Here is a 22,836-nt window from a genome sequence, read left to right on the forward strand (position 1 = left end):
CACGCATGGCGTGGATCTACTGATCCCGGCGCTCCCCGGTAGCTGCCGACCTTGGTCGGCGAATGCACCGCGACGCGTGCATCCCGCGCCCATGCCTGGCTTGCTATAGTGCGCGCGCCCTCAATCCATCACGGATTCGTTCCACATGCCCAACTTCCGTCCGCTTGCCATCGCCCTGGGCATCAGCCTGGCGACCCTGGTCCCGACTCACGATGCGTTCGCCGCCAAGAAGAAGGCCGCACGCGCTCCGGCCGTCAGCGCCCAGTGCAGCGACTTCTACGACGCCACCAATGCAGGCTGGCTGAAGGCCAACCCGGTGCCGCAGACCGGCGCCGTCACCGCGCTGGGACAGCTGGTTGACCGCAGCCGCCAGCAGCAGCGTGAACTGCTCGACGCCGCGATGAAGTCGCCGCAGGGCAATGTGCAGAAGCTGCTGGGCGACTTCTGGGCCAGTGGCCTGGACGAAGCCGCCGTGGAAGCAGACGGCTCCAATCCGATTGCGCCGCTGCTGACCCGCATCAACGCCATCAAGAAGGCCAAGGATGTGCCGGCCTCGATCGCCGCGCTGCACCAGGTCGGCATCCCGGTGGCCTTCAACTTCGGCCCGGACGTCGACCTGAAGGCGCTGGATCGTCACATCGGCTACTTCATGCAGGGCGGCATGGGCCTGCCGGATCCGGCGTTCTATACCCGCACCGACGCCGACACCGTGGCGCTGATGGGCCGCTACCGCAACTACGTCAAGCAGATCCTGGCGCTGACCGGTACCCCGGCCGCCAAGCTGGATGCCGAGTCGCAGGCGGTGATCGCGCTGGAAACCGAACTGGCACGCAATGCGCAGTCGCTGGCCGGCATCAACAACCCGTTCAACAACTACGCGCCCATCTCCACCAAGGAGCTCAACAGCCGCTACCGCAACCTGCAGCTGGATGCCTTCCTGAAGGCACAGGGCGTGGACGATGACCTGGTCTCGCTGGCCGACCCGGGCCTGTTCAAGCAGCTCGATGGCATGGTCACCAAGCTCAAGCCGGAGCAGTGGAAGGCGTACCTGCGCTGGCGCGTGGGCGACTCGATGGCGCCGTACCTGTCCAAGGCCTACCGCGACGCCGAGTTCGAATTCCGTGGCCGTGTGCTGCGTGGCCAGACCCTGCCGCCGCAGCGCTGGGAATCCGTGCTGGATGCAATCAATGTGGCCGCCGGCCCGATGGTCGGCCGCGAGTACGCCGCCCGCTACCTGTCGGCCGAAGATCGTCGCCAGGCCGCATGGATCGTCGACAAGGTGCGCGAAGTACAGATCGAGGCGGTAAAGAACAGCAGCTGGATGAGTGCCGAAGCCAAGACCGAAGCGCAGGCCAAGCTGGCTGCGCTGAAGATCGAGATCGGCACTCCACTGCGCGACCTGGACTACAGCGTGCAGCCGATGGGCCGCGGCTCGTTCGGTGGCAATATGCTGATCGCGTCGACCTGGCGCCATCGCGAGGAAATGAAGCGCATCGGCAAGGGCAACGCCGACCGTCGCTGGGACGTGCTGCCGCAGCAGCCGTCGCTGGCCTATGACCTGGCGCAGAACCGCCTGATCGTCACCGCCGCGATCCTGCAGGGCCCGGTGTTCAACGCCAAGGCCGACGCCGCCGACAAGTTCGGCAGCTTCGGTGGTCTGGTCGGCCATGAACTGACCCGTGCGATCGATGCCAAGGGCGCGCTGGTCGATGCCAAGGGTGAGCTGCGCAGCTGGTGGACTCCGGCCGACAAGACCGCCTGGACCCTGCTCGGCAATCGCGTGGCAGCGCAGTACAGCGCCTACGACTTCCCGGGCGTGAAGGGTGCCAAGGTCAACGGCACGCTCACCCAGGAAGAGAACCTGGCCGACATCGCCGGCCTGGAACTGGCCTGGGCCGCATACACCGCGCAGGAGCCGAAGGCCAAGCCGGCACAGCAGCAGGGCTTCTTCCGCGCCTGGTCGACGTTGTGGGCGCAGCAGCTGTCGCCGAACGAGGCCGCGCGCCGCCTGACCGCCGACATCCGCGCGCCGGGCCTGTGGCGCAGCAATGGCACGCTGGCCAACCTGCCGGCCTTCGGTGCCACCTTCAGCTGCAAGGCCGGCCAGCCGATGCAGCGCAGCGAAGCCGACCAGATCAAGGTCTGGCGCTGAGCCAGCCGTCACGCTGGGGATGCAGAGGGCGCCTTCGGGCGCCCTTTTTTTTGCGGATGCAGCACGATCCCGGGTTAACACCGCCCGTGCTATCGCTGCGCCTTCGTCCGCTGCGGAGCCCGACCATGGCACACAAGAACACGATCTGTATCTGGTACGACAACGGCGCGCTCGAGGCCGCCACCTTCTATGCCAACACCTTTTCCGACAGCGCGGTGACCGCTGTCCACCACGCCCCGGGCGACTACCCGGACGGCAAGGAGGGCAACATACTGACCGTTGAATTCACTGTCTGCGGTATTCCCTGCGTCGGCCTCAACGGCGGCACCGCGTTCAAGCACAGCGAAGCCTTCTCCTTCCAGATCCAGACCGAGGACCAGGCCGAGACTGACCGCTTGTGGGACGCCATCGTCAGCAACGGTGGCCAGGAGAGCCAGTGCGGCTGGTGCAAGGACCGCTGGGGCATTTCCTGGCAGATCAGCCCGCGCATGCTGATCGAAGCGGTGACCAGCCAGGACAAGGCACTGGCCAAGCGCGCCTTCAACGCAATGATGCCAATGAAGAAGATCGACATCGCCAGCATCGAAGCAGCGATCAAAAAAGGGGACGGAGGGGATTAAGTCGTTTTTCCCCATTGTCTGTGACCCAATGCGAATTGCGACTTAATTCCCTCCGTCCCCTTTTTCCGAGGTGCTGATGTCCTGGGATGCGATCATCATCGGTGGCGGCCACAACGGCCTGGTCTGCGCGGCCTATCTCGCACGCGCTGGCAAGAAGGTGCTGGTGCTGGAACGTCGTGGCGTTCTCGGCGGCGCGGCGGTCACCGAGGAATTCCACCCCGGGTTCCGCAACTCGGTGGCGTCCTACACGGTATCGCTGTTGCAACCGAAGGTGATCGACGACCTGCAACTGCATGCGCATGGGCTGCGCATTGTCGCGCGCCCGGTCAACAACTTCCTGCCATTGCCGGACGGCCGCTACCTGCTGTCCGCACCGGGCCGCACCCAGGTCGAGGTCGCGAAGTTCTCCGAGCGGGATGCACAGCGGCTACCCGAATACGAAGCGCGCCTGGAGATCTTCGCCGACGTGCTGCGCGCTTGGGCCCTGCGCGCGCCACCGGACCTGGGTGTAGCAGGCGGTTGGCGTGCGCTGCCCGCGCTCTGGCAGATGGGCCGCCTCGGCCGCGAACTGGCAACGCTGGATGCTTCGCTACGCCAGGAACTGCTGGACCTGTTCACGCTGTCGGCCGCCGAGTACCTGGACCGCTGGTTCGAAAGCGAGCCGATCAAGGCCCTGTTCGGCTTCGACGGCATCGTCGGCAACTACGCAAGCCCGTATACACCGGGCAGTGCCTACGTGCTGCTGCACCACGTATTCGGCCAGTGCAATGGCATGAAAGGTGCGTGGGGCCATGCGATCGGTGGCATGGGCGCGATCAGCCAGGCCATCGCCACTGCCGCGCGGGAGGCCGGGGCCGAGCTACGCGCGGATGCCGGTGTGCAACGCCTGCTGATCGAGCAGGGTCGTGTCGTGGGCGTGGCACTGGCCAACGGCGAAATCCTGCGCGCACGCGCGATGATCGCCAACGTCAATCCAAAGCTGCTGTACGAGCAGATGCTGGCACCGGAGCAGGTACCGGACGCAACGCGCGAACGCATGGCGAACTGGCGCTGCGGTTCCGGCACGTTCCGGATGAATGTCGCGCTGTCGCAGCTGCCGGACTTCCGGGCTCTGCCCGGTCCCGGCGATCACCTCAGCGCCGGCATCATCATGGCCCCAAGCCTGGATTACATGGACCGTGCCTGGCTGGATGCGCGTCGCAATGGCTGGTCACGCGAACCAATCGTGGAAATGCTCATTCCCAGCACGCTGGACGATTCGCTGGCGCCGCCGGGGAAGCACGTCGCCAGCCTGTTCTGCCAGCACGTGGCGCCCGTGCTGCCCGGTGGGCGTCACTGGGATGATCATCGTGAAACGGTGGCCGATCTGATGATCGCCACCGTTGAACGGTATGCGCCGGGTTTCGCTGGCAGCGTACTGGGCCGCCAGGTGCTGTCACCGCTGGATCTGGAGCGCACCTTCGGCTTGATCGGCGGCGACATCTTTCACGGAGCGCTCAGTGCCAACCAGTTGTTCTCGGCACGGCCGATGGTTGGCCAGGCTGGCTATCGTGGCGCCCTGCCCGGCCTGTATCTGTGCGGGTCGGGAACACATCCCGGGGGGGGCGTGACCGGTGCGCCGGGGCACAACGCGGCACAGGTAGTGCTGCAGGATCTCTAGAGCCGTGCCGACCAACGGTCGGCACCTACCGCGTCAGATGATCCTGGCCAAGGTGTGCCAACCGAGGTTGGCACCTACCCGCGTGAAGCGAGGCGCATCGCGCCTCACTTCACGCTGCGCAGATGGTTCGGGCGCTTCGGGGGGCCGGGCGGGCGGCGCTTGTTGAACGGCGATTGCCCGCGCCAGTAACGGATCAGCAACCAGCCAAACAGCATGCCGCCCAGGTGCGCGAAGTGGGCCACGCCTGGCTGCCAGCCGGTCATGCCCAGCACCAGTTCGCCCACACCGAACAGGATCACGAAGGTCCGTGCCTTCATCGGGATCGGCGGGAACAGCAGCATCACCCGCTGGTTCGGGAACAGCATGCCGTAGGCCAGCAGCAGGCCGAACACGCCGCCGGAGGCGCCCAGCACCGTGGCCGGATTCTCCAGCAGGGTACCGACCAGCAGCTGGCAGACACCGGCGCCAGCCACGCACACCAGGTAGTACAGCAGGAAGCGCTTCTCGCCCCAGGTCTGCTCCAGCGGCGCGCCGAACATGAAGACCGCCAGCATGTTGAAGAACAGGTGGCCGAAGCTGCCATGCAGGAAGCCATAGGTCAGCAGCTGCCACGGCTGGAAGTTGCCGCCCGGCGAGAACGCATCGAAGCCCTGCTGCAGCGGTTGCAGCATGAACGGCTCGAAGGTCTGCATGCCGAGCAGGAACGGCTGCTGCAGCAGGAACAGGATCGCGTTGGCGATCAGCAGGGCCTTGGTGACGGTAGGCAGTCGCGGGAACATGGGAGCACCGGCATGGAACGGCCTCCATCATAGCCGCAGCACCGTGTGTTGTTGGCGACCGGCAGGCGCAGCCTGTTCAGTCGCCAGCGGTGCTCAGCCCGGGCCCCACACGGCGGCATCCAGCGCCGCGGCCGGATCGGTGGCCGGCATCCGCACCCGGCCGTTCTCCACCACCACACCTTCGGCACGCAGCCGTTGTGACTGCTCGCGCCAACCAGCCGACCCTTCTTCCATGGCAATGCGCCCGTCCGAACGCAGCACGCGATGCCAGGGCAGGTCCGGGTCGTCGTTCTGGCCGAGGATGCGCGCGGTCAAGCGCGCACGCCCCGGCAGGCCGGCACGCATCGCCACCTGGCCATAGCCCATCACCTGCCCCGCCGGGATCGCGCGGATCACCGCCAGGATGCGCGCCCGCGCCTGCTCCGGCGTCAGCGCCGCAGGCGGGTCACCAGTAGTACACCGATCAGCACCAGCACGGTGCCGGCGATCTGTGCCGGCCCCATCGGTTCGTCGAGCAGCCATAGGCTCATCACGATGGTGGAAACAGGGCCCAGCATACCGACCTGCGCGGCCAGCGACGAACCCACGCGCTGCACCGCCAGCATGATCGCCAGCACGGGCAGTACCGTGCACACGGTGGCATTGACCAGCGACAGCCATTGCACCGGCGCCGGTGCCTGCCACAGCAACGGCAGCGGATGGGTCACCGCGAAATGCAGCAGCACCAGCACGCTGGCCACGCAGCTGGCGTAGGCGGTGAGGCGCACCGCACCGATGCGCGCGACCACCTGGCCACTGCCGAACAGGTACAGCGCGTAGCTGAGCGCACTGCCCAGTACCAGCAGGCTGCCGACGATGATCTGCCCGCCCTCGCGCTGAAGATCGTGGCCGAAGGCGAGCAGCACGCCCAGATAGCTCAGCACCAGCGCACCGATCTGCCAGCGGCCCGGGCGCTGCCGTGCCAGCAGCACGTTGATCAGCAGCACCAGGGTCGGGTTCAAGTAAAGAATCAGCCGCTCCAGGGTCACGCTGATGTACTGCAGGCCCTGGAAATCGAGCAGGCTGGACAGGTAGTAGCCGGTGAAGCCCAGCCACAGCACGCGGGCGCGGTCGGCCCAGGACAGCGGCTCTGCCCGGCGCGCAGCCCACAGTGCCATCAGCACGAACAGCGGCAGCGCCATCAGCATGCGCAGGGCGAGCAACGTGGTGGCATCGACGCCGTGGCGCAGGCCGAGCTTGACGATGATGGCCTTGCCGGAGGCGGCGATGGCGCCGATCGCGGCCAGGCCGATACCCCCCAGCGCGATGCGCGGGGAAGCGGTGGCGATACGGGAAGCGGGGCTGGACATCAGGACGACGGCGGGCCGCATAGGGCGGCCCGGAAACGCATTGGGGGGCGCCCAGTATCGCATGGGGGCGCCAGGTTCCCTGTAGAGCCGAGCCTGCGCTCGGCTGCACCATGTCTGCACGGAATGCAGCCGAGCATAGGCTCGGCTCTACAACTGCGGGCTCAGCGCATCAGCACCACTTCCTCGGCCGAGGTCGGGTGGATCGCCACGGTGTCGTCGAACTGGGCCTTGGTCGCCCCCATCTTCACCGCCACCGCGAAGCCCTGCAGGATCTCGTCGGCTGCTTCGCCCAGCAGATGGATGCCCACCACGCGTTCTTCCGGGCCGGCACAGACCATCTTGAACAGGCTGCGCTGGGTGCCGTTGGCCAGCGCCTGCAGCATCGGGCGAAAGCGGCTGTGGTAGATGCTCACCTGGTCGAAACGCCGGCGCGCTTCCTCCTCGCTCATGCCCACCGCGCCCAGCGGCGGATGCGAGAACACCACGCTGGCCACGTTCTCGTAATCCATCTTCGACTGCGGGCGGCCCCCGAACAGGCGATCCATCAGGCGCCGCGATGCAGCCACCGCCACCGGGGTCAGGCCAACCTTGCCTGCGATGTCACCTACCGCATGCACGTTCGGCACGCTGGTGGTCTGCCATTCGTCCACCTCCACCTGCTGGTGCTCACCGATGCCGATGCCCAGCGCTTCCAGGCCCAGGTCGCGACTGTTGCCGCGACGGCCGGTGGCGAAGAACACCGCATCGAACACGCTGTCGAGCGGGCCGTCATGACCGAACGCACGTACGCGTTCGCCATCGCGCTGCAGTTCGCGCAGGCGATAGCCGAAATGGATGCGCACGCCCTGCTGCTTCAGGTTCTCGGCCAGCTGATCGGTCAGCTCGTAATCGAAGCGATCCAGCAGCCGCTGGCCGCGCACCAGCAGGCTGACCTTGCTGCCCAGTGCCTGCAGCAGGCCGGCCAGCTCCACCGCAATGTAACCGCCACCGATGATCGCCACCTCGGCCGGTGCCGCGCGCAGATCGAAGAAATCATCGGAGACCAGGCCCAGTTCGGCACCGGGAATGTCCGGGCGCAGCGGGTGCGCGCCGGTGGCGATCAGGATGTGCTCGGCGCTGTAGCGCACGCCATCGCTGCAGGCCACGGTATGGGCATCGAGCAGATGACCACGCGCCGGAATGCGCACCACGCCGGTTTCGTCCAGGCGCTTGTGGTAGCTGGTGTGGATGTTGCTGATATAGGCCTGGCGATGGATCACCAGTTCCTTCCACGACAGCGCCGGGCGCGCTTCGACATCGAAGCCCATCGCACTGGCCAGGCCGATGCGCTCGTGCAGGTCGGCCGCCAGCCACATGGCTTTCTTCGGCACGCAGCCGACATTGACGCAGGTCCCGCCCAGTTCGCCAGGCTCCAGCATCGCCACGCGCTTGCCGTGCTGCGCGGCGCGGATCGCGCCAGCCAGGCCGGCGGAACCGCCGCCAAGGACGATCAGGTCGTAATCATAGGGTGCAGTGCTCATCGGAATCGCTCGGGTCGGTAAGGGGCAGGATCGATCGCCGGCGTGCGGCCGCAGACGAGATCGGCGATCAGCTGGCCGGTGCCGGCGCTCATGCTGATGCCGAGCATGCCATGCCCAGCTGCAAGCCAGACGTGAGGATGCGCGCCCTGCATCGATCAGCCCTGCCCGGCTCCACGCCGCATCGGTGGCCACTGGCGATAGGTCATTGCACGCCATAGCCATTCCACCGGACCAAAGCGGAAGCGCGCCAGCCACGCGTGCGAAACAGCCACCTGCGCTGCGAATACCAGCAGCGCGAACAGCAACTGCACGCTGCGCGGCATCCGCTCGAACCCGCCCAGGCCATAGTGGTAGAACAGCCAGGTACACAGCAACGACTGGGCCAGGTAGTGGGTCAATGCCATGCGCCCCACCGGCGCCAGCCATCCCAGCCGCGCGCGCCAACGCACGATCCACGCCAGGTAACCCAGGCACATCGGCAGCCCGCCGATCGTCACCAGTGCCATCGCTGCGGTCACCGGCAGGTCGTAGGCGCCCGGTGCCAGATACGGCTTCCAGGCAACGCCGAGCAGCGTGACCGCCAGGCCCAGCGGCAGCGCCACCCAACGCAACAGCACGTACAGCCGTGGGAAGCGCTCGGGTGATACCAGTGCACCGCTGCTGGCGAACCAGCTGCCGATCAGGAACATGCCCAGCACTTCCGGACCGGTAATCAGCAGCGCGCCCATCGACGATCCGAACTCGTGCAGGCGCTGTGCGGTGGCCTGCATCCAGCTGCCGTGCCCGTACACCAGGCGCTGCTGCGCGATGGCCTGCTGTGCTTCGGCAAGCATCTTCTGCATGTCTTCGGCCGAAGCCATCGACACCATCGCACCCACCAGCAACATCATCGCTACACCGCCGAGGTAGACGATCACGCCCATCCACGGCAGCCAGCTGCGCGGCGCCTCGCGGCAGGCCAGCAACGGCAACGAGACCAGTGCATACATCACCAGGATGTCGCCGGACCAGACCAGCAGTGCATGGCACAGGCCGATCAGCAGCAGGCCGGCGCTGCGGCGCAGGTAGAACGGGGTGAAGTCGCGCCCGGCCACCTCGGCGCGTTGCGCCATCACCGCAAAGCCGGCACCGAACAGCAGCGAGAACAGGGTGAAGAACTTGCCCTGCACGAACACATAGACGAAGGCGTCGGCCCAGTAATCGATGCCCCGCCAGTGCACGTCAATGCCGGTGAAGGCCAGGTCCAGCGGACCGCTGAAGGCCTCGATGTTCATCAGCAGGATGCCCAGCAGCGCGGCACCACGCAGCACGTCCAGCACGGCGATGCGTTCGCCGGAAGCCACCGGCTGCAGGGAAGGAGAGACAGCGTTCACGGGGCGTCCGTCAGGCAGGTCCGCCATTATGCCGCCGGCCCGCGCGCCATGGATGGCCGCGCCATGTTCCAGAAACGCAACGGCCCGCCGAAGCGGGCCGTCGCATCCATCACGATCGCGCTGCGATCAGTGCTGGTGACCACCGTCGCCGTGGACGTGGCCGTGGTCGAGCTCTTCCTTGCCGGCTTCGCGCACATCGACGATTTCCACGTCGAAGTGCAGGTCCTTGCCGGCCATCGGGTGGTTCAGGTCGACGTCCACGACGCTCATGCCGACCTTCTGCACGGTCACCGCACGCGGGCCGAAGTTGGTCTGCAGCACCACCTGCTGGCCCGGGGCCAGCTTGGTGTTGCCGAAGTGCTTCTTCGGCACGCGCTGGGACAGGCCCTCGCGGCGCTCGCCGTAGGCATCGGCCGCCTTGACGTCGACGCTGAAGGTCGCGCCGGCTTCCTTGTCCATCATGGCGTTTTCCAGGCCCGGGATGATGTTGCCATGGCCGATCAGGATCGCCAGCGGCTCGCCGCGGTCCTTGGACGATTCAATCGGCTCCTGGCCGACTTCGGAAACGGTGTAGTGGAAGCGGACAACGCGGTCTTTTTCGATCTTCATGCGCAACTCTGTCTGGATCTGCCGGAGGCAGGCGGGTTGGGGCGGGTTGTCGCCCGACGGGGACGCCGCCATCATGACGGCCATTCCAAGGTGGCGCATTATCCGGAGATCATGCACATCACGCCAGTTTCGTCCGGCCCGCGCCGGTTTCTCGCCCCGGCCCTGCTGCTGGCCCTGCCCGTGTTGATGACCGCCTGTGGCGGCGGCAAGGCCACCCGCCCGGCGCCGCCCCCGCCGACGGCGAACTGGCCGAAGACCGTGCCGGACAACCCCGAGGCCGCCAACTCGGTGCTGATGCGGGCCATCAGCCTGGTCGGCACGCCCTACCGCTATGGCGGCAACACCCCGGACTCGGGCTTCGACTGCAGCGGGCTGGTCGCCTATGTCTATCGCGAGATGCTGGACCTGCGGCTGCCGCGCACCTCGCGCGACCTGGCGGCGGTACAGGGCCCCAGGATCGATCCGCAACGCCTGGCCACCGGCGACCTGGTGTTCTTCGGCAGCCGCGGCAGCGTCACCCACGTGGGCATCTATGTAGGTGAAGGGCGTTTTGTGCACGCGCCGAGTACCGGCGGTACGGTTCGCCTGGACTCGCTCAGTGGCCCCTACTGGAAAGACCACTACACGGGCGCGAAACGTGTCCTTCGCTAAGCTGAACAGGCGATATGTCTAAAACTGTGACATACGTCACTATATAAATAACGATTTTATAACGGAATTTTTAACTTATCCGCGCTTTTACAGGGCATGATGCCCCATCGTTTTTTTCCTGTGACCGACGCGTGACGACTGACGACCTGAAAAGCGAAGGCCAGACTTCCGTATCTTCACGTAGTGCCCGCCCGCTGTTGCTTGGCCTGGCACTGTGCCTGACCAGCCTTCCGGCCTGGTCGCAGACTGCTCCAAACCGTTCCGATGTGACCCCGGCCCCGGTGGCCGAGAGCACCGCCCGACCGGCCGCCAAGGCCGAGGCTGCCGCTCCGCAGCGCAGCCGAGTCGATGCCGCCGCCAGTGCCACGCTGGCCGCCCTGCTGCCGCACCTGGCCGCCAACGACACCATTCCGCTGATGGATCGCTCGGCCGTGGTGGCCGGTGACCTCAGCCGCCTGCTCGCCAACTACGACACCAGCAGCGCCGCCAATGGCAGCGTCGTCGGCACCGCCGCCGACAACGGCAAGGTGCAGTCGCTGCTGCGCCGCGCGATGACCCTGCTGGGCACCCCGTACCGTTGGGGTGGCAGCAACCCGGACAGCGGTTTCGACTGCAGCGGCCTGGTCGGCTATGTGTTCCGTTCGGCGCTGGGCATCGAGTTGCCGCGCGTCTCGCGCGAGATGGCGCACGATGACAACGCCGAACTGATCAACGACCGCACCGCGCTGGCGGCGGGCGACCTGGTCTTCTTCGGCCGCAAGGGCCGCGTCGACCACGTCGGCATCTATGTCGGCGACGGCCGCTTCCTGCACGCCCCCAGCTCGGGCAAGGATGTGCGCGTGGACACCCTGCTCAGTGGCTACTGGGGCAACAAGTTCATGCAGGCCCGCCGGGTGGATCTCTGACCCCTGGCGCTACAGCGCCGCCTGATGCAAGAAGCCGCTGCCCTGCAGCGGCTTTTTTGTTGGGCCCGTAATGGTGGGTGGCTGCCGACCTTGGTCGCCACCGGCTCCATCCATACATGGTGTGGATCAAGCGGAGGCCGCCTTGGCCGACACCGCCTCGGCCATCCCCCAAAAAAAAGGCCCGCCGGTCAGGGCGGGCCTTTCAATTCAGCACACCACCTCAGGCGCGTGGTGGTGTCGGGTCGGGATCATCCACGCCCACATTGCTGGACGGGTTGTCGTACACCGCCTGGTCGAGCAACCCGGTCTCCTTGGCCACGATCACCGGTACCAGCATCTGGCCCGTCACGTTCGTCATCGTGCGCATCATGTCCAGGATGCGATCAATGGCATACAGGTAGCCGATGGTCTCCAGCGGCAGGTTGGCCGCACTCAGCACCACCGTGGCCATGATCACCGCAGTACCCGGCACGCCGGCGGTACCGAAGCTGCCCAGCACTGAGGCGATCAGCACCACCACGTACTGCTCCGGAGTCAGCGGCACACCGCTGTACTGCGCGATGAACACCGCGCACAGCGCCGGGTAGATCGCGCCGCAGCCGTCCATCTTGATGCTGGCGCCCAGCGGCACCGCAAACGAACCGTAATCCTTGTTCACGCCCAGGTTGTGGGTGATCGAACGCAATGCCACCGGCATCGCCGCGAAGCTGGAAGAGCTGACGAACGCAACCTGCATGCCCGGCGCCGCACCACGGAAGAACTTCAGCGGGTTCAGTCCGTGCGCCAGCAGCAGTGCGCTGTAGACCACCACGATGTGCAGGGCGCAGGCCACGTACAGCGCCAGCACGAAATGCCCCAGCGGCAGCAGCTTCTCGAACCCGTAGCTGCCGACCAGACCGGCGATCAGGCCAAAGGTGCCGATCGGGGTGACTTCCAGCACGAAGCGGGTCACCTGGATCATGATGTCGCTCATCTGGCCGACCAGCTTGCGCGCCTCGGTCACCTTCTCGCCGAGCTTGACGATGGCGAAGCCGACCAGGCCAGCGAAGAAGATGACCGGCAGGATCGAGCCACGGCCGGCGGCCAGCACGGTTTCGCCGGCCGCGTTGACCTTGGTGCCGATACCGGACAGCGCATAGAAGACATTGGCCGGTACCACGTCCAGCAGCACCTGCACCACGCTGGGCACTTCGCGCGGCACGTAATTGCTGGCCATCGTCAACTGCAGGCCACCGGCGCCGGGCTGCAGCACGGTGCCCACGCCCAGGCCGACGCACACCGCCAAAGCAGCAGTGATCACGAACCACAGGAAGGTGCGGCCACTGAGCGCGGCAACCGACTTCTGGCCGTGCAGCGACGAGATCGCATTGATCACCGCGAAGAACACCAGCGGCACGGCGATCATCTTGATCAGGGTGACGTACAGCTCGCCAAGCGGGCCGAACCACGTTTCCGCGGCCGGGCCGAGCGCCCAGCCTGCCAGCGCGCCGAGCACGAAGCCACCGACCACGCGCTGCCAGAATGGAATCCGCAGCCAGGCAGAGACCAGCTTCATAGGCAATCCAGAGGGAAGGAAGGGATGCTGGCACGATAGCCCATCAACGGCTGGGGAACGACCGCCCGACCGGCAAATCAGTGTGTCATCGGCGTGCCTTGCGAGGGCGGGCATAATGAACGTCCCGTTACAGTTTGTGAGATCCCAGCGTCCATGCGCCGTTCCGTCTCCCTGTTGGCCGCCTGCGCCACCACCCTGCTGCTGGGCGCCTGCGCCAGCACCACCCCCGCCTCTGCCCCGGCCGGCCTGAAGGTCGCCGTCGATCCCGTCGCCCACCCGGCCGGCGAAACCCCGCAGTGGTGGTACCGCAGCGGCGCTGCCCAGGCCGCCGCCAACGGCGCGATGTCCGGCAAGGCCAAGAACGTCATCCTGTTCCTCGGCGACGGCATGAGCCTGACCACCGTGGCCGCCTCGCGCATCTACGAGGGCCAGCGCAAGGGGGGCTCCGGTGAAGAGAACCTGCTGTCCTGGGAGCGCTTCCCGGCCACGGCGTTCAGCAAGACCTACAACACCGATTCGCAGACCCCGGATTCGGCCGGCACCATGACCGCCATCACCACCGGTGTGAAGACCCACATGGGTGCGATCGGCGTCAGCGCCGGCAGCCGCACCGACTGTGCCGACAGCCTGTCCAAGGGCCTGCTGACCTGGCTTCAGCTGGCCGACAGCGCCGGCCTGGCCACCGGCGTGGTGTCCACCGCGCGCCTGACCCATGCCACCCCGGCCGCGACCTACGCGCACTCGCCCGAGCGCAACTGGGAAAACGATACCGACCTGACTGAAGCGGCGAAGGCGGCCGGCTGCAAGGACATCGCCCAGCAGCTGCTGTCGACTTCGCGCTACGGGCGCGGCCCGCTGGTCGCCCTCGGCGGCGGGCGCGGGGAATTCACCACCGTGGAAGAGCGCGACCCGGAGTACGACGACAAGGTCGGCCAGCGACTGGATGGGCGCAGCCTGGTGCAGGAATGGCAGCAGGCCCATCCGCACGGCGCCTACGTGTGGAACAGCAAGCAGCTGGCCGCCGCCGCCAACGCACCGGCGATCCTCGGCCTGTTTGAACCGGACCACATGCGCTACGAGTACGAGCGCCCGCAGGATCCGGGCGGTGAGCCGAGCCTGGCCGAACTGACCGCGGCGGCGATCAAGAATCTGTCGAGGCACCCGGAAGGCTACGTGCTGATGATCGAAGGCGCACGCATCGATCACGCCAACCACAGCGGCAACGCCTACCGTGCACTGACCGAAACCGTGGCGCTGTCCGATGCGGTGCGCGTGGCCAGCGAGCTGACCTCGGCCGACGACACCCTGATCATCGTTACCGCCGACCACTCGCACACGCTGAACTTCGTCGGCTACCCGGCGCGCGGCAACCCGATCCTGGGCAAGGTGAAGGACAAGGGCGGCGAAGATGGCGCCGGCAAGCTGGACTACGCACTGGACGGCACCGGCCAGCCGTACACCACGCTGAGCTACGCCAATGGCCCGGGCCACACCGGCAGCAGCAACCAGCAGCCGGCCGGCCCGAAGCGCTATCCGCACAACCCGAGCAGCTTCGAACCGGCCAACGGCCGCCCGAACCTGCGCGAGGTCGACACCGAGCATCCGGACTACATGCAGGAAGCGCTGGTGCCGATGAAGTCCGAATCGCACGGTGGCGAGGACGTCGGCATCTGGGCACGCGGCCCGGGCAGCAAGGCGATCCGCGGCACGCTGGAACAGAACGCGATCTATCACATGATCGTGCAGGCCACCCCGGCCCTGCGCGAGCGCCTGTGCCAGGCCGGCACCTGCGATGACAAGGGCGTGCCGGTGCAGCTGCCGGCACCGACCGCGTTCGAGCGCAAGGCCGAGGCCAAGTGATCGCACGGCAGGCCCGCCCTGACGCTGCCAGCGGCTGCTTCGCGCGGTCGCTGGCCCTGCTTGGCGTGCTGGTCAGCGCCACTGCAGCGGCACAGGCTCCGGCATGCAGGCTGCTGACCGACGAACACGGGTTGTGGCCGCTGCCCAACTGCGAGGTGATCGATCACCGGCCGAAGATCAGTACCGAGACGTTGAAGGGCCTGAACTACGACGACCACGGTCTAGCGGTGGTGTACGCCGACCAGGGTTTCCACTACGTCGACCGCAAGGGCCGCAGCCTGCCGGTGCTGACCTGGGACAACGGCCCGGAAACGCCGCAGGAAGGCCTGCTGCGCGGCCGCGTCGGCAATCGCGTGAGCTACTTCGATCTGGAATTCCGCCAGGTGGTGCCGGGCACCTTCGATTTCGCCTGGCCGTTCCAGGATGGCGTGGCCGAGGTCTGCAACGGCTGCCGGCGTGGCATGCCGGATGCCGATGGCCACACGCCGATGGAAGGCGGAGAGCGGTTCCGCATCGACCGCTCGGGCCGCCGGGTGAAGTAGGGTTTCGGCAGGGCTGCGCCCTGCACCTGCAGACGCAACGGCAACGGCAACGGCCGGAAGCAACAGCAACAGCGTGCATCCCGTGGGATGGCGGGGCACTGTGGGTGTGCGGGGACGGCGCGAGTACGTCCATGTAGCCTTGGTCGCCGCATCCATGCGGCTCACACCCCGCAAACCCACAGTGCCCAGCCTTCGACAGTTTTCCGGCGGCTGTTGGTAGGTGTCGACCTTGGTCGACACATCTGTCAGATATCGAATGAGTCATCCACGCATGGCGTGGATCTCTGTGTCCACCAAGGTCGACACCTACCAAAGCGGTGCAAGACGCCGTTCCGACAGATCGCGGCAATCTGTCGAAGGCGGGGTGGGTCCGGTTGCGGGGGCGTGAGCCGCATGGGCCCGAGGCATGCCTCGGGCGGGTTGGGCAGGACGCCCAACCCCGGTCTTGCCGTGTGCGCAGGACTGCGCACACGTGCAAGCGGCGACCGAGCTTACATGGGTGAGGGGGCTTTGCTTGCGAAGCACTGCTTCGCAAGCGCCCGAACGCACAGCCGCCAGCGGCTGGGCCGGGCCCCGGAGGGGGACTTGCAGCGTCCCCCGCAACCGGACCCACCCCGCCATCCCTCAGCAGACCAGCTGTTGCTGTTGCTCTGGCTCGTAGCAGGTGCAGGGCGCAGCCCTGCCAAGCAAACCCCACCCTATACTTGCCGCCGTGACTGCCTTCCCTGCCCTCGTTCCGCTGGATGCGCCGCTGCTGGTGGGTTACAGCGGCGGTGTCGACTCGACCGTGCTGCTGCACTGGCTGTGGCGCTGCGCACAGGCCTCCGGCACGGCGCTGCGTGCGGTGCACGTACACCATGGCCTGCAGGCCGATGCGGACGCCTGGGTGCTGCATTGCCAGCAGCAATGCGCGGCACTGGGCATTGAACTGGCCGTGCATCACGTGCAGGTCGACAAGCGCGCGGGCCTCGGCCTTGAAGGCGCGGCGCGGCAGGCACGACGTGCAGCGTTCGCCGCCGAACTGCGCGACGGCGAAACACTGGCACTGGCGCAGCACCAGGACGATCAGGCCGAGACCTTCCTGCTGCGGGCCCTGCGCGGATCCGGCGTCGACGGCCTTGCAGCGATGTCTGCACACAGCCATCTTGGCGAACATCCCCTGTGGCGACCACTGCTGTCGACGTCGCGCGACGCGCTGCTCCACTACGCCCGGCAGCACGCGCTTCAATGGATTGAAGACCCCAGCAACGCGGAAGACCACGCCGATCGCAACTTCCTGCGCCTGCAGGTGTTGCCGTTGCTGCGCCAGCGCTGGCCGCACGCGGCGTCGGCATTGGCCGGCAGCGCGACGCATTGCCGGCAGACCCGCGAACTGCTGGACGAGGAAGACGCCGAGCTGATCGCGCATCTGGAAGTGGCACCGCGCGTGCTGTCATTGGAACTTCTGCGCCAAGTGTCGCCGGGCCGCGCCGCACGCGTGCTGCGCGCCTGGGTGCTGGGCCATGCTGCAGCACCGTTGCCGGCCACGGTGCTGAAACAGGCGCTGGACGAACTGCTGCCGGCCGGCAACGATCGCCAGGCCCGTGTGCGCTGGCACGATCACGCGATCCAGCAATGGCGCGACCACGCCTACCTGCTGCCAGCCCGGCTACCTGCGCTCCCCCCCGCGTGGCAGGCCGAATGGGACGGACGCGCGCCATTGGCGCTGCCCGATGGCGGACAACTGCGCCTGCAGGGCGCCCCGGCCTTCGAACGCCCATTGCAGGTACGTGCGCGCGCGGGCGGTGAGCGCATCCTGCTACCCGGTCGCCAGCATTCGCACGCGCTGAAGGACTGCCTGCAACGTGAGCGTCTTGCCCCGTGGCGCCGCGCGCAGCTGCCGTTGATCTTCGATGGCCCGCAGTTGCTCGCCGCCGCCGACGTGGTCATCGCCGCGCCCCTGCAGGCCTGGTTGCAGGCGAACGGGGCACAGCTGCGTTGGCGTCCCGGCGGCTGGTGAATTGACCCCCGCGCGCAGCCCGTCCACACTTGCCGCATGGCCAAGAAGTCCCCCGAAAACGCCTCCCCGGTCGCCCAGTTCGAGCAGTCGCTTGAATCGCTGGAACAGCTGGTGGAGCAGATGGAAACCGGCGAGCTGAGCCTGGAAGCCTCGCTCAGTGCTTACGAACGTGGCGTCGGTATGTATCGCCAGTGCCAGCAGGCGCTGGAACAGGCCGAACTGCGCGTGCGCCTGCTCAGCGATCCGGCGCAGCCGGAAGCATCCGAGCCGTTCGATCCGCCCAGCCATGACGGCTGAAGCCCTGTTCGCGCGCTGGCGCGACCGCATCGAGAGCCAGCTCGACGCCGCCCTGCCCTCGCCCGCCGAGGCCCCGCAACGCCTGCACCAGGCGATGCGCTACTCGGTGCTGGGTGGCGGCAAGCGCATGCGGCCGCTGCTGGTGTACGCCAGTGGCCACCTGTTCGGCGCGCAACTGGAGCACCTGGACGCGGCCGCGATGTCCGTCGAGCTCATCCACGCCTATTCGCTGGTGCATGACGACCTGCCGGCGATGGACGACGATGCCCTGCGCCGCGGCAAGCCGACCACCCACATCGCCTTCGACGAAGCTACCGCCATCCTCGCCGGTGACGCCCTGCAGACCCGCGCCTTTGGCCTGCTGGCCGATGCGCCGCTGACGGCCACGCTGCGCGTGGCCTGCCTGCAGACCCTGGCCCACGCGTCCGGTGCCTCCGGCATGTGCGGCGGCCAGGCGCTGGACATCGATGCCACCGGCCAGCAACAGACCCTGGCGGCACTGACCCGCATGCATGCACTGAAGACCGGCGCACTGATCCGCGCGGCGGTGCGCATGGGTGCGCTGTGCGGCCAGGCCCACGAACCGCAGCTGGCCCAGCTCGACAGTTTCGCCGATGCACTCGGCCTGGCCTTCCAGGTCCGCGATGACATCCTGGATGTGGAAGCCAGTTCTGAACAACTGGGCAAGACCGCCGGCAAGGACCAGGCACAGGAAAAGAGCACCTTCCCGGCGCTGCTGGGCATGGACGGCGCCAAAGCACAGCTGCGCGAACTGGCAGCGCGCATGCAGGCAACCCTGGCCGGCCATGGCGAGGAAGCCGATCCGCTGCGCGCGCTGGCAACGCTGGCGGTGGAGCGCAATCACTGATTGCTGGCGGCGACGCTGCGGCACTGCGCTCACCGCGCTTGGCCCGGCACGAGCGCCAAACAACAACGCCCGGCAATGCCGGGCGTTGCATGTATCCGCGTGCGGACGAACTTACTTGATCAGGCGCAGCGCGAACGGGTAGCGGTACGCCTCGCCGTTGTTGGCCTTGACGGCGGCAATGATGCAGAACACCAGGCTGACCAGACCAACGATCGGCATCAGGATCGCGCCGATGACGACGATGGTCAGGATCATGCAGATGACCATGGCGATGGCCACGGTGATCTGGAAGTTCAGCGCTTCCTTGGCCTGGTCGGTCACAAAGGCCTTGCCCGCATCATCCTTGTTGATCAACCAGATGATCAGCGCGCCGATGAAGCCGGTGAAGATGCCCAGCAGGTGCGCAGCCAGCGCCATCGTGCGCTGGTCGGCCGGGGCCTCGGTGGTCGCCGGCGGCGGCGGGACGTTATCGAATTCGCTCACGACAAAACTCCTTTTCATTGGGTGGTCTTGACCCACCAGCACCAAGCTGGCTGCGTCAGGCGGGCATAGCTTACGCCATCGACGCCATCAATCATTACCGGCAATGGTCATCCGCCCCACCAGGATCGAGCCGGTGCGGATGTGCGAGCGCGGGTCAACATCACTGCCCACCGCTTCGATGCTGCTGAACATCTCGCGCAGGTTGCCGGCGATGGTGATGCCATCCACCGGATACTGGATCTCGCCATTCTCGACCCGGAAGCCACCGGCGCCCCGCGAATAGTCGCCGGTCACCCCGTTGACGCCCTGCCCCATCAGCTCGGTCACCAGCAGGCCATTGCCCATCTGCCGGGCGATGTCCTGCAGCGCGCCAGCATTGGCGGCCAACTGCAGGTTGTGCACGCCACCGGCATTGGCGGTGGTCTGCAGGCCCAGCTTGCGTGCCGAGTAGCTGCCCAGCACGTAGCGCTGCAGGACGCCGTCACGGACCAGCGCCGAAGCTCGGGTGGCCACGCCATCGCCATCGAAGGCGGCCGAACGCAGGCCACGGCGCAGGTGAGGCAGTTCCTCGATCTGCATCCAGCCGGGGAACAACTGCAGGCCGACGCTGTCCAGCAGGAAGCTGGCCTGGCGGTACAGGGCACCGCCGGACACCGCCGACAACAGGTGGCCGACCAGGCTGCGCGCCACTTCCGGGGCGAACAACACCGGCATGCTGCCGGTGGCCATCGAGCGAGGCTGCAGGCGGGCGACGGTGCGCTCGGCAGCACGACGACCGACCAGGCCCACCTCCTCCAGATCCTCGCGGGCCAGCGCACTGGTGTACCAGCCATCGCGCTGCATGCCATCGCCCTGGCCGGCAATCAGCGCACAGCCCACCGAATGATGGGTGCCGCGCTCACGGCCGATGAAACCATGCGAATTGGCATAGACCGACAGGCTCTGCATGCTTGACACCGAAGCGCCGTCGGAATTGCGGATCTGCGCATCGGCCTCGCGGCCTGCGTTCTCACAGGCCAGGGCCAGGTCCACCGCCTCGTCGGCCTGCAGCGCCCACGGGTGCCAGGCATCCAGATCCGGGAAGTCGGTGGCCATCAACGCGGCCTCGGCCAAGCCGGCAGCCGGGTCATCTTCGGTATGCCGGGCGATCGCACAGGCCTGTTCGACCGTGGCGGCAAGGCTGGCCTCGTTCAGGTCGCCAGTGCTGGCACTGCCCTTGCGTTGCCCGAAATAGACGGTGACGGCGATACCGCGGTCACGGGTGGACTGCACGGTCTCAACCTCGCCAAGGCGGACATTGACCTCCAGGCCACGATCCTCGCTGCAGCTGACCTCGGCCTGGCTGGCGCCCAGCGCGCGGGCACGGTCGAGCAGCTGCTGGGAGAGGTCGGCCAGCCGTTCCAGCCGGGCCGCGCTGTCGTCGCCGACGGCCACTTCAGGGGCGATCACGTTCAATGCTTTATCCTGTACGGGTTGGGCCCGGCATCACGCCGGGCGACTTTTTTGAAATCAGGTATGGACGATGCGCGGACGCGACGAAGAAACCGGTGAATTCCACGACAAGAGCCGCAGCCAGAACCGGCGCGACGCGCTCGACGTCCTGGCCCTGGGCGAGAAGCTGGTGTCGTTGACCCCGGCCCAGCTGGCGCGCCTGCCGATCCCGGAAGACCTGCTGCCGCATATCGCCGAGTGCAAGCGCATCACCGCCCACATCGCCCACAAGCGCCAGCTGGCGTTCCTGGCCAAGCACATGCGGCGCGAAGAAGAGGCCACGCTGGATGCGATCCGCGACGCGCTGGACGCCAACAGCGAGACCGGCCGCCGCGAAGTGGCAATGATGCATCGCGTTGAGGACTGGCGCGACCGCCTGCTGGCCGAGGGTGACAAGGCACTGGCGGCCCTTCTCGACGATTATCCGCAGGCCGATCGCCAGCAGCTGCGCACGCTGGTGCGCAACGCGCAGGCCGAAAAGGCCAGGAACAAGCCGCCGCGCGCCTACCGTGAGATTTTCCAGGTGCTGCGCGGCCTGATGCTGCCGGCCGCGCTGGGCCTGAAGACGGCGGGCGACGAAGACGCCGGCCACGTCGAGACCGACGAAGCCGACGAGGACTGAGTCCGCGCCGGTCGGGGCGGTGGCGCTGGCCATCGCCCGGCTCAGGCCTGGGTACCGCCGACGGTGATGCCCTCGATCAGCAGCGAGGGCTGGCCGACACCCACGGGCACGCTCTGCCCGTCCTTGCCGCAGACGCCCACGCCCTCGTCCAAGGCCAGGTCATTGCCGACCATGCGCACCTTCTGCATGGTTTCCGGACCGTTCCCGATCAGGGTCGCGCCCTTCACCGGCGTGGTGACGCGGCCATCCTCGATCAGGTAGGCCTCGGTCGCCGAGAACACGTACTTGCCGCTGGTGATGTCGACCTGGCCGCCGCCGAAGTTGACCGCGTACAGGCCCTTCTTCACCGAACGGATCATCTCCTGCGGGTCGTGCTGGCCGGCACGCATGTAGGTGTTGGTCATGCGCGGCATGGTCATGTGCGCGAATGATTCGCGGCGGCCATTGCCGGTAGGCGCCACGCCCATCAGGCGCGCATTGAGGCTGTCCTGCATGTAGCCGACCAGGATGCCGTCCTCGATCAGCGTGGTGCACTGGCTGGGATGGCCCTCGTCATCGATGTTCAACGAACCGCGGCGTCCGTCCAGCGTGCCGTCATCGACGATGGTCACGCCCGGGGCGGCAACGCGCTCACCGATGCGGCCCGCGTAGACGCTGGTGCCCTTGCGGTTGAAGTCGCCTTCCAACCCGTGGCCAACCGCTTCATGCAGCAGCACGCCCGGCCAGCCCGGACCGAGCACCACCGGCATCACCCCGGCCGGAGCCGGAACGGCGTCCAGGTTCACCAGCGCCTGGCGCAGCGCCTCGCGGGCGAAGGCCTCGGGGCGCCCGTCCGCAAACAGTTCTTCATACCCGTAGCGGCCACCGCCGCCTGCATAGCCGGACTCGCGGCGACCGTGGTGCTCGACGATCACCTGTACGTTCAGGCGCACCAGCGGCCGCACATCAGCACCCAGCACACCGTCGCTGCGTGCGATCAGCACCGTGTCGACGCCGCCGGACAGGCTCACCATCACCTGCTTCACGCGCGGGTCGGCGGCACGCAGGTAGCCATCCAGGCGCTTGAGCACCTCGACCTTGGCCTCGTTGCCGATACCATCGATCGGGTCCAGCGCCGGGTACAGCGCGCGCGCGTTGCCACGCAGCAGCGATCGCCCGGATTGGGCACCGCCTTCGCGTGAGATCGCACGTGCCGACTGCGCCGCCGCCAGCAGCGCGTCGGCGTGGATGTCATCGGAATAGGCGAAGCCGGTCTTTTCGCCGGAAATTGCCCGCACGCCCACGCCCTGTTCGATGGAATGGGCGCCATCCTTGACGATGCCGTCTTCCACGCTCCAGCTCTCGCGGCGGGCATGCTGGAAGTAAAGATCACCGAAGTCCACACCGGGGCCAAGCAACTGGCCGAAGGTGCGCTCCAGGCCAGCGGTATCCAGGCCGCCGGGGCGCAGCAGGCGGTCTTGGGCAAGCGTCAGGGCGATGTCAGTCATGGTTCTCGATCTGG

General features: G+C 67.2%; 21 protein-coding genes and 1 pseudogene. 11 read left to right on the forward strand and 11 right to left on the reverse strand.

What is annotated here, in order from left to right; translation table 11 throughout:
• The first annotated feature begins 145 nt into the window (after nt 1-145).
• The 3 genes from AC5P6A_RS14595 to AC5P6A_RS14605 all read left to right on the forward strand — a co-directional run bounded on the left by AC5P6A_RS14595 (nt 146) and on the right by AC5P6A_RS14605 (nt 4,432).
• Nucleotides 146-2,152, forward strand: coding sequence for a M13 family metallopeptidase (locus tag AC5P6A_RS14595; RefSeq protein ID WP_021203396.1), 2,007 nt, complete (start codon nt 146-148; stop codon nt 2,150-2,152).
• 125 nt (nt 2,153-2,277) lie between these two features.
• Nucleotides 2,278-2,772, forward strand: a complete 495-nt coding sequence (locus AC5P6A_RS14600) for a VOC family protein (protein ID WP_180876538.1) — start codon at nt 2,278-2,280, stop codon at nt 2,770-2,772.
• 76 nt (nt 2,773-2,848) lie between these two features.
• Entirely contained in the window at nt 2,849-4,432 is a 1,584-nt protein-coding gene (locus tag AC5P6A_RS14605) for an FAD-dependent oxidoreductase (RefSeq protein ID WP_180876535.1), read from the forward strand.
• 104 nt (nt 4,433-4,536) lie between these two features.
• On the opposite strand, the gene AC5P6A_RS14610 is transcribed toward AC5P6A_RS14605, so the two are convergent.
• The 7 genes and pseudogenes from AC5P6A_RS14610 to AC5P6A_RS14640 form a co-directional block, all read right to left on the reverse strand.
• On the reverse strand, nt 4,537-5,211 hold the full coding sequence (locus AC5P6A_RS14610) for a rhomboid family intramembrane serine protease (protein ID WP_032128229.1): 675 nt from the start codon (nt 5,209-5,211) through the stop codon (nt 4,537-4,539).
• A 93-nt stretch (nt 5,212-5,304) separates the two neighbouring features.
• Complete coding sequence (locus AC5P6A_RS14615; RefSeq protein WP_224329410.1) at nt 5,305-5,643, reverse strand: MGMT family protein; 339 nt, start codon at nt 5,641-5,643, stop codon at nt 5,305-5,307.
• Nucleotides 5,640-6,560, reverse strand: a complete 921-nt coding sequence (locus AC5P6A_RS14620; protein ID WP_029550870.1) for a DMT family transporter — start codon at nt 6,558-6,560, stop codon at nt 5,640-5,642. The genes AC5P6A_RS14615 and AC5P6A_RS14620 overlap by 4 nt, the downstream gene beginning before the upstream one ends.
• A gap of 161 nt (nt 6,561-6,721) precedes the next feature.
• On the reverse strand, nt 6,722-8,080 hold the full coding sequence (gene gorA, locus AC5P6A_RS14625) for a glutathione-disulfide reductase (RefSeq protein WP_180876532.1): 1,359 nt from the start codon (nt 8,078-8,080) through the stop codon (nt 6,722-6,724).
• Nucleotides 8,077-8,220 (reverse strand): annotated as a pseudogene (locus tag AC5P6A_RS14630) (amino acid dehydrogenase); the annotation flags it as partial. The pseudogene AC5P6A_RS14630 and the gene gorA, both read right to left, overlap by 4 nt.
• 15 nt (nt 8,221-8,235) lie before the next feature.
• Entirely contained in the window at nt 8,236-9,480 is a 1,245-nt protein-coding gene (locus AC5P6A_RS14635; RefSeq protein WP_180876530.1) for a DUF418 domain-containing protein, read from the reverse strand.
• 99 nt (nt 9,481-9,579) lie between these two features.
• Nucleotides 9,580-10,062 (reverse strand): FKBP-type peptidyl-prolyl cis-trans isomerase, encoded by a 483-nt coding sequence (locus AC5P6A_RS14640; RefSeq protein ID WP_111098588.1) that lies wholly within the window; start codon nt 10,060-10,062, stop codon nt 9,580-9,582.
• A 111-nt stretch (nt 10,063-10,173) separates the two neighbouring features.
• Here AC5P6A_RS14640 and AC5P6A_RS14645 point away from each other — a divergent pair, with 111 nt between their 5' ends.
• Together AC5P6A_RS14645 and AC5P6A_RS14650 are read left to right on the forward strand one after the other, a co-directional pair.
• On the forward strand, nt 10,174-10,713 hold the full coding sequence (locus AC5P6A_RS14645) for a C40 family peptidase (protein ID WP_031270212.1): 540 nt from the start codon (nt 10,174-10,176) through the stop codon (nt 10,711-10,713).
• 131 nt (nt 10,714-10,844) lie between these two features.
• Nucleotides 10,845-11,618: a C40 family peptidase gene (locus tag AC5P6A_RS14650; RefSeq protein WP_005414115.1), complete on the forward strand. Its 774-nt coding sequence runs from the start codon at nt 10,845-10,847 to the stop codon at nt 11,616-11,618.
• A gap of 220 nt (nt 11,619-11,838) precedes the next feature.
• Here AC5P6A_RS14650 and AC5P6A_RS14655 read toward each other — a convergent pair whose 3' ends face one another.
• Nucleotides 11,839-13,173, reverse strand: a complete 1,335-nt coding sequence (locus AC5P6A_RS14655; RefSeq protein WP_019660634.1) for a dicarboxylate/amino acid:cation symporter — start codon at nt 13,171-13,173, stop codon at nt 11,839-11,841.
• Between the two features lie 153 nt (nt 13,174-13,326).
• Here AC5P6A_RS14655 and AC5P6A_RS14660 point away from each other — a divergent pair, with 153 nt between their 5' ends.
• From AC5P6A_RS14660 to AC5P6A_RS14680, 5 genes are all read left to right on the forward strand, one after another.
• Nucleotides 13,327-15,033 carry an alkaline phosphatase gene (locus tag AC5P6A_RS14660; protein WP_019660635.1) on the forward strand — a complete coding sequence of 569 codons (1,707 nt, stop codon included), beginning with the start codon at nt 13,327-13,329 and terminating at the stop codon, nt 15,031-15,033.
• Nucleotides 15,030-15,575 carry a WG repeat-containing protein gene (locus AC5P6A_RS14665; protein ID WP_180876528.1) on the forward strand — a complete coding sequence of 182 codons (546 nt, stop codon included), beginning with the start codon at nt 15,030-15,032 and terminating at the stop codon, nt 15,573-15,575. Before AC5P6A_RS14660 ends, AC5P6A_RS14665 begins: the two co-directional genes overlap by 4 nt.
• A gap of 712 nt (nt 15,576-16,287) precedes the next feature.
• A complete protein-coding gene (tilS, locus tag AC5P6A_RS14670) occupies nt 16,288-17,574 on the forward strand; it encodes a tRNA lysidine(34) synthetase TilS (protein ID WP_180876525.1) in 1,287 nt (428 codons plus the stop codon).
• Between the two features lie 36 nt (nt 17,575-17,610).
• On the forward strand, nt 17,611-17,871 hold the full coding sequence (locus tag AC5P6A_RS14675) for an exodeoxyribonuclease VII small subunit (RefSeq protein WP_180876523.1): 261 nt from the start codon (nt 17,611-17,613) through the stop codon (nt 17,869-17,871).
• Nucleotides 17,861-18,739, forward strand: coding sequence for a polyprenyl synthetase family protein (locus tag AC5P6A_RS14680; RefSeq protein WP_058982172.1), 879 nt, complete (start codon nt 17,861-17,863; stop codon nt 18,737-18,739). The genes AC5P6A_RS14675 and AC5P6A_RS14680 overlap by 11 nt, the downstream gene beginning before the upstream one ends.
• Before the next feature lie 111 nt (nt 18,740-18,850).
• Here AC5P6A_RS14680 and AC5P6A_RS14685 read toward each other — a convergent pair whose 3' ends face one another.
• Nucleotides 18,851-19,222 carry a DUF4870 domain-containing protein gene (locus AC5P6A_RS14685; RefSeq protein ID WP_019662100.1) on the reverse strand — a complete coding sequence of 124 codons (372 nt, stop codon included), beginning with the start codon at nt 19,220-19,222 and terminating at the stop codon, nt 18,851-18,853.
• 87 nt (nt 19,223-19,309) lie between these two features.
• Nucleotides 19,310-20,677 (reverse strand): metalloprotease PmbA, encoded by a 1,368-nt coding sequence (pmbA, locus tag AC5P6A_RS14690; RefSeq protein WP_019662101.1) that lies wholly within the window; start codon nt 20,675-20,677, stop codon nt 19,310-19,312.
• Nucleotides 20,678-20,744: 67 nt separating this feature from the next.
• On the opposite strand from pmbA, the gene yjgA reads away from it, so the two are divergent.
• Nucleotides 20,745-21,335: a ribosome biogenesis factor YjgA gene (gene yjgA, locus AC5P6A_RS14695; protein WP_019662102.1), complete on the forward strand. Its 591-nt coding sequence runs from the start codon at nt 20,745-20,747 to the stop codon at nt 21,333-21,335.
• A 41-nt stretch (nt 21,336-21,376) separates the two neighbouring features.
• Here yjgA and tldD read toward each other — a convergent pair whose 3' ends face one another.
• Complete coding sequence (tldD, locus tag AC5P6A_RS14700) at nt 21,377-22,822, reverse strand: metalloprotease TldD (protein WP_019662103.1); 1,446 nt, start codon at nt 22,820-22,822, stop codon at nt 21,377-21,379.
• Nucleotides 22,823-22,836: the final 14 nt, after the last annotated feature.

It is taken from the genome of Stenotrophomonas sp. YJH_SMC_20, assembly GCF_059367845.1.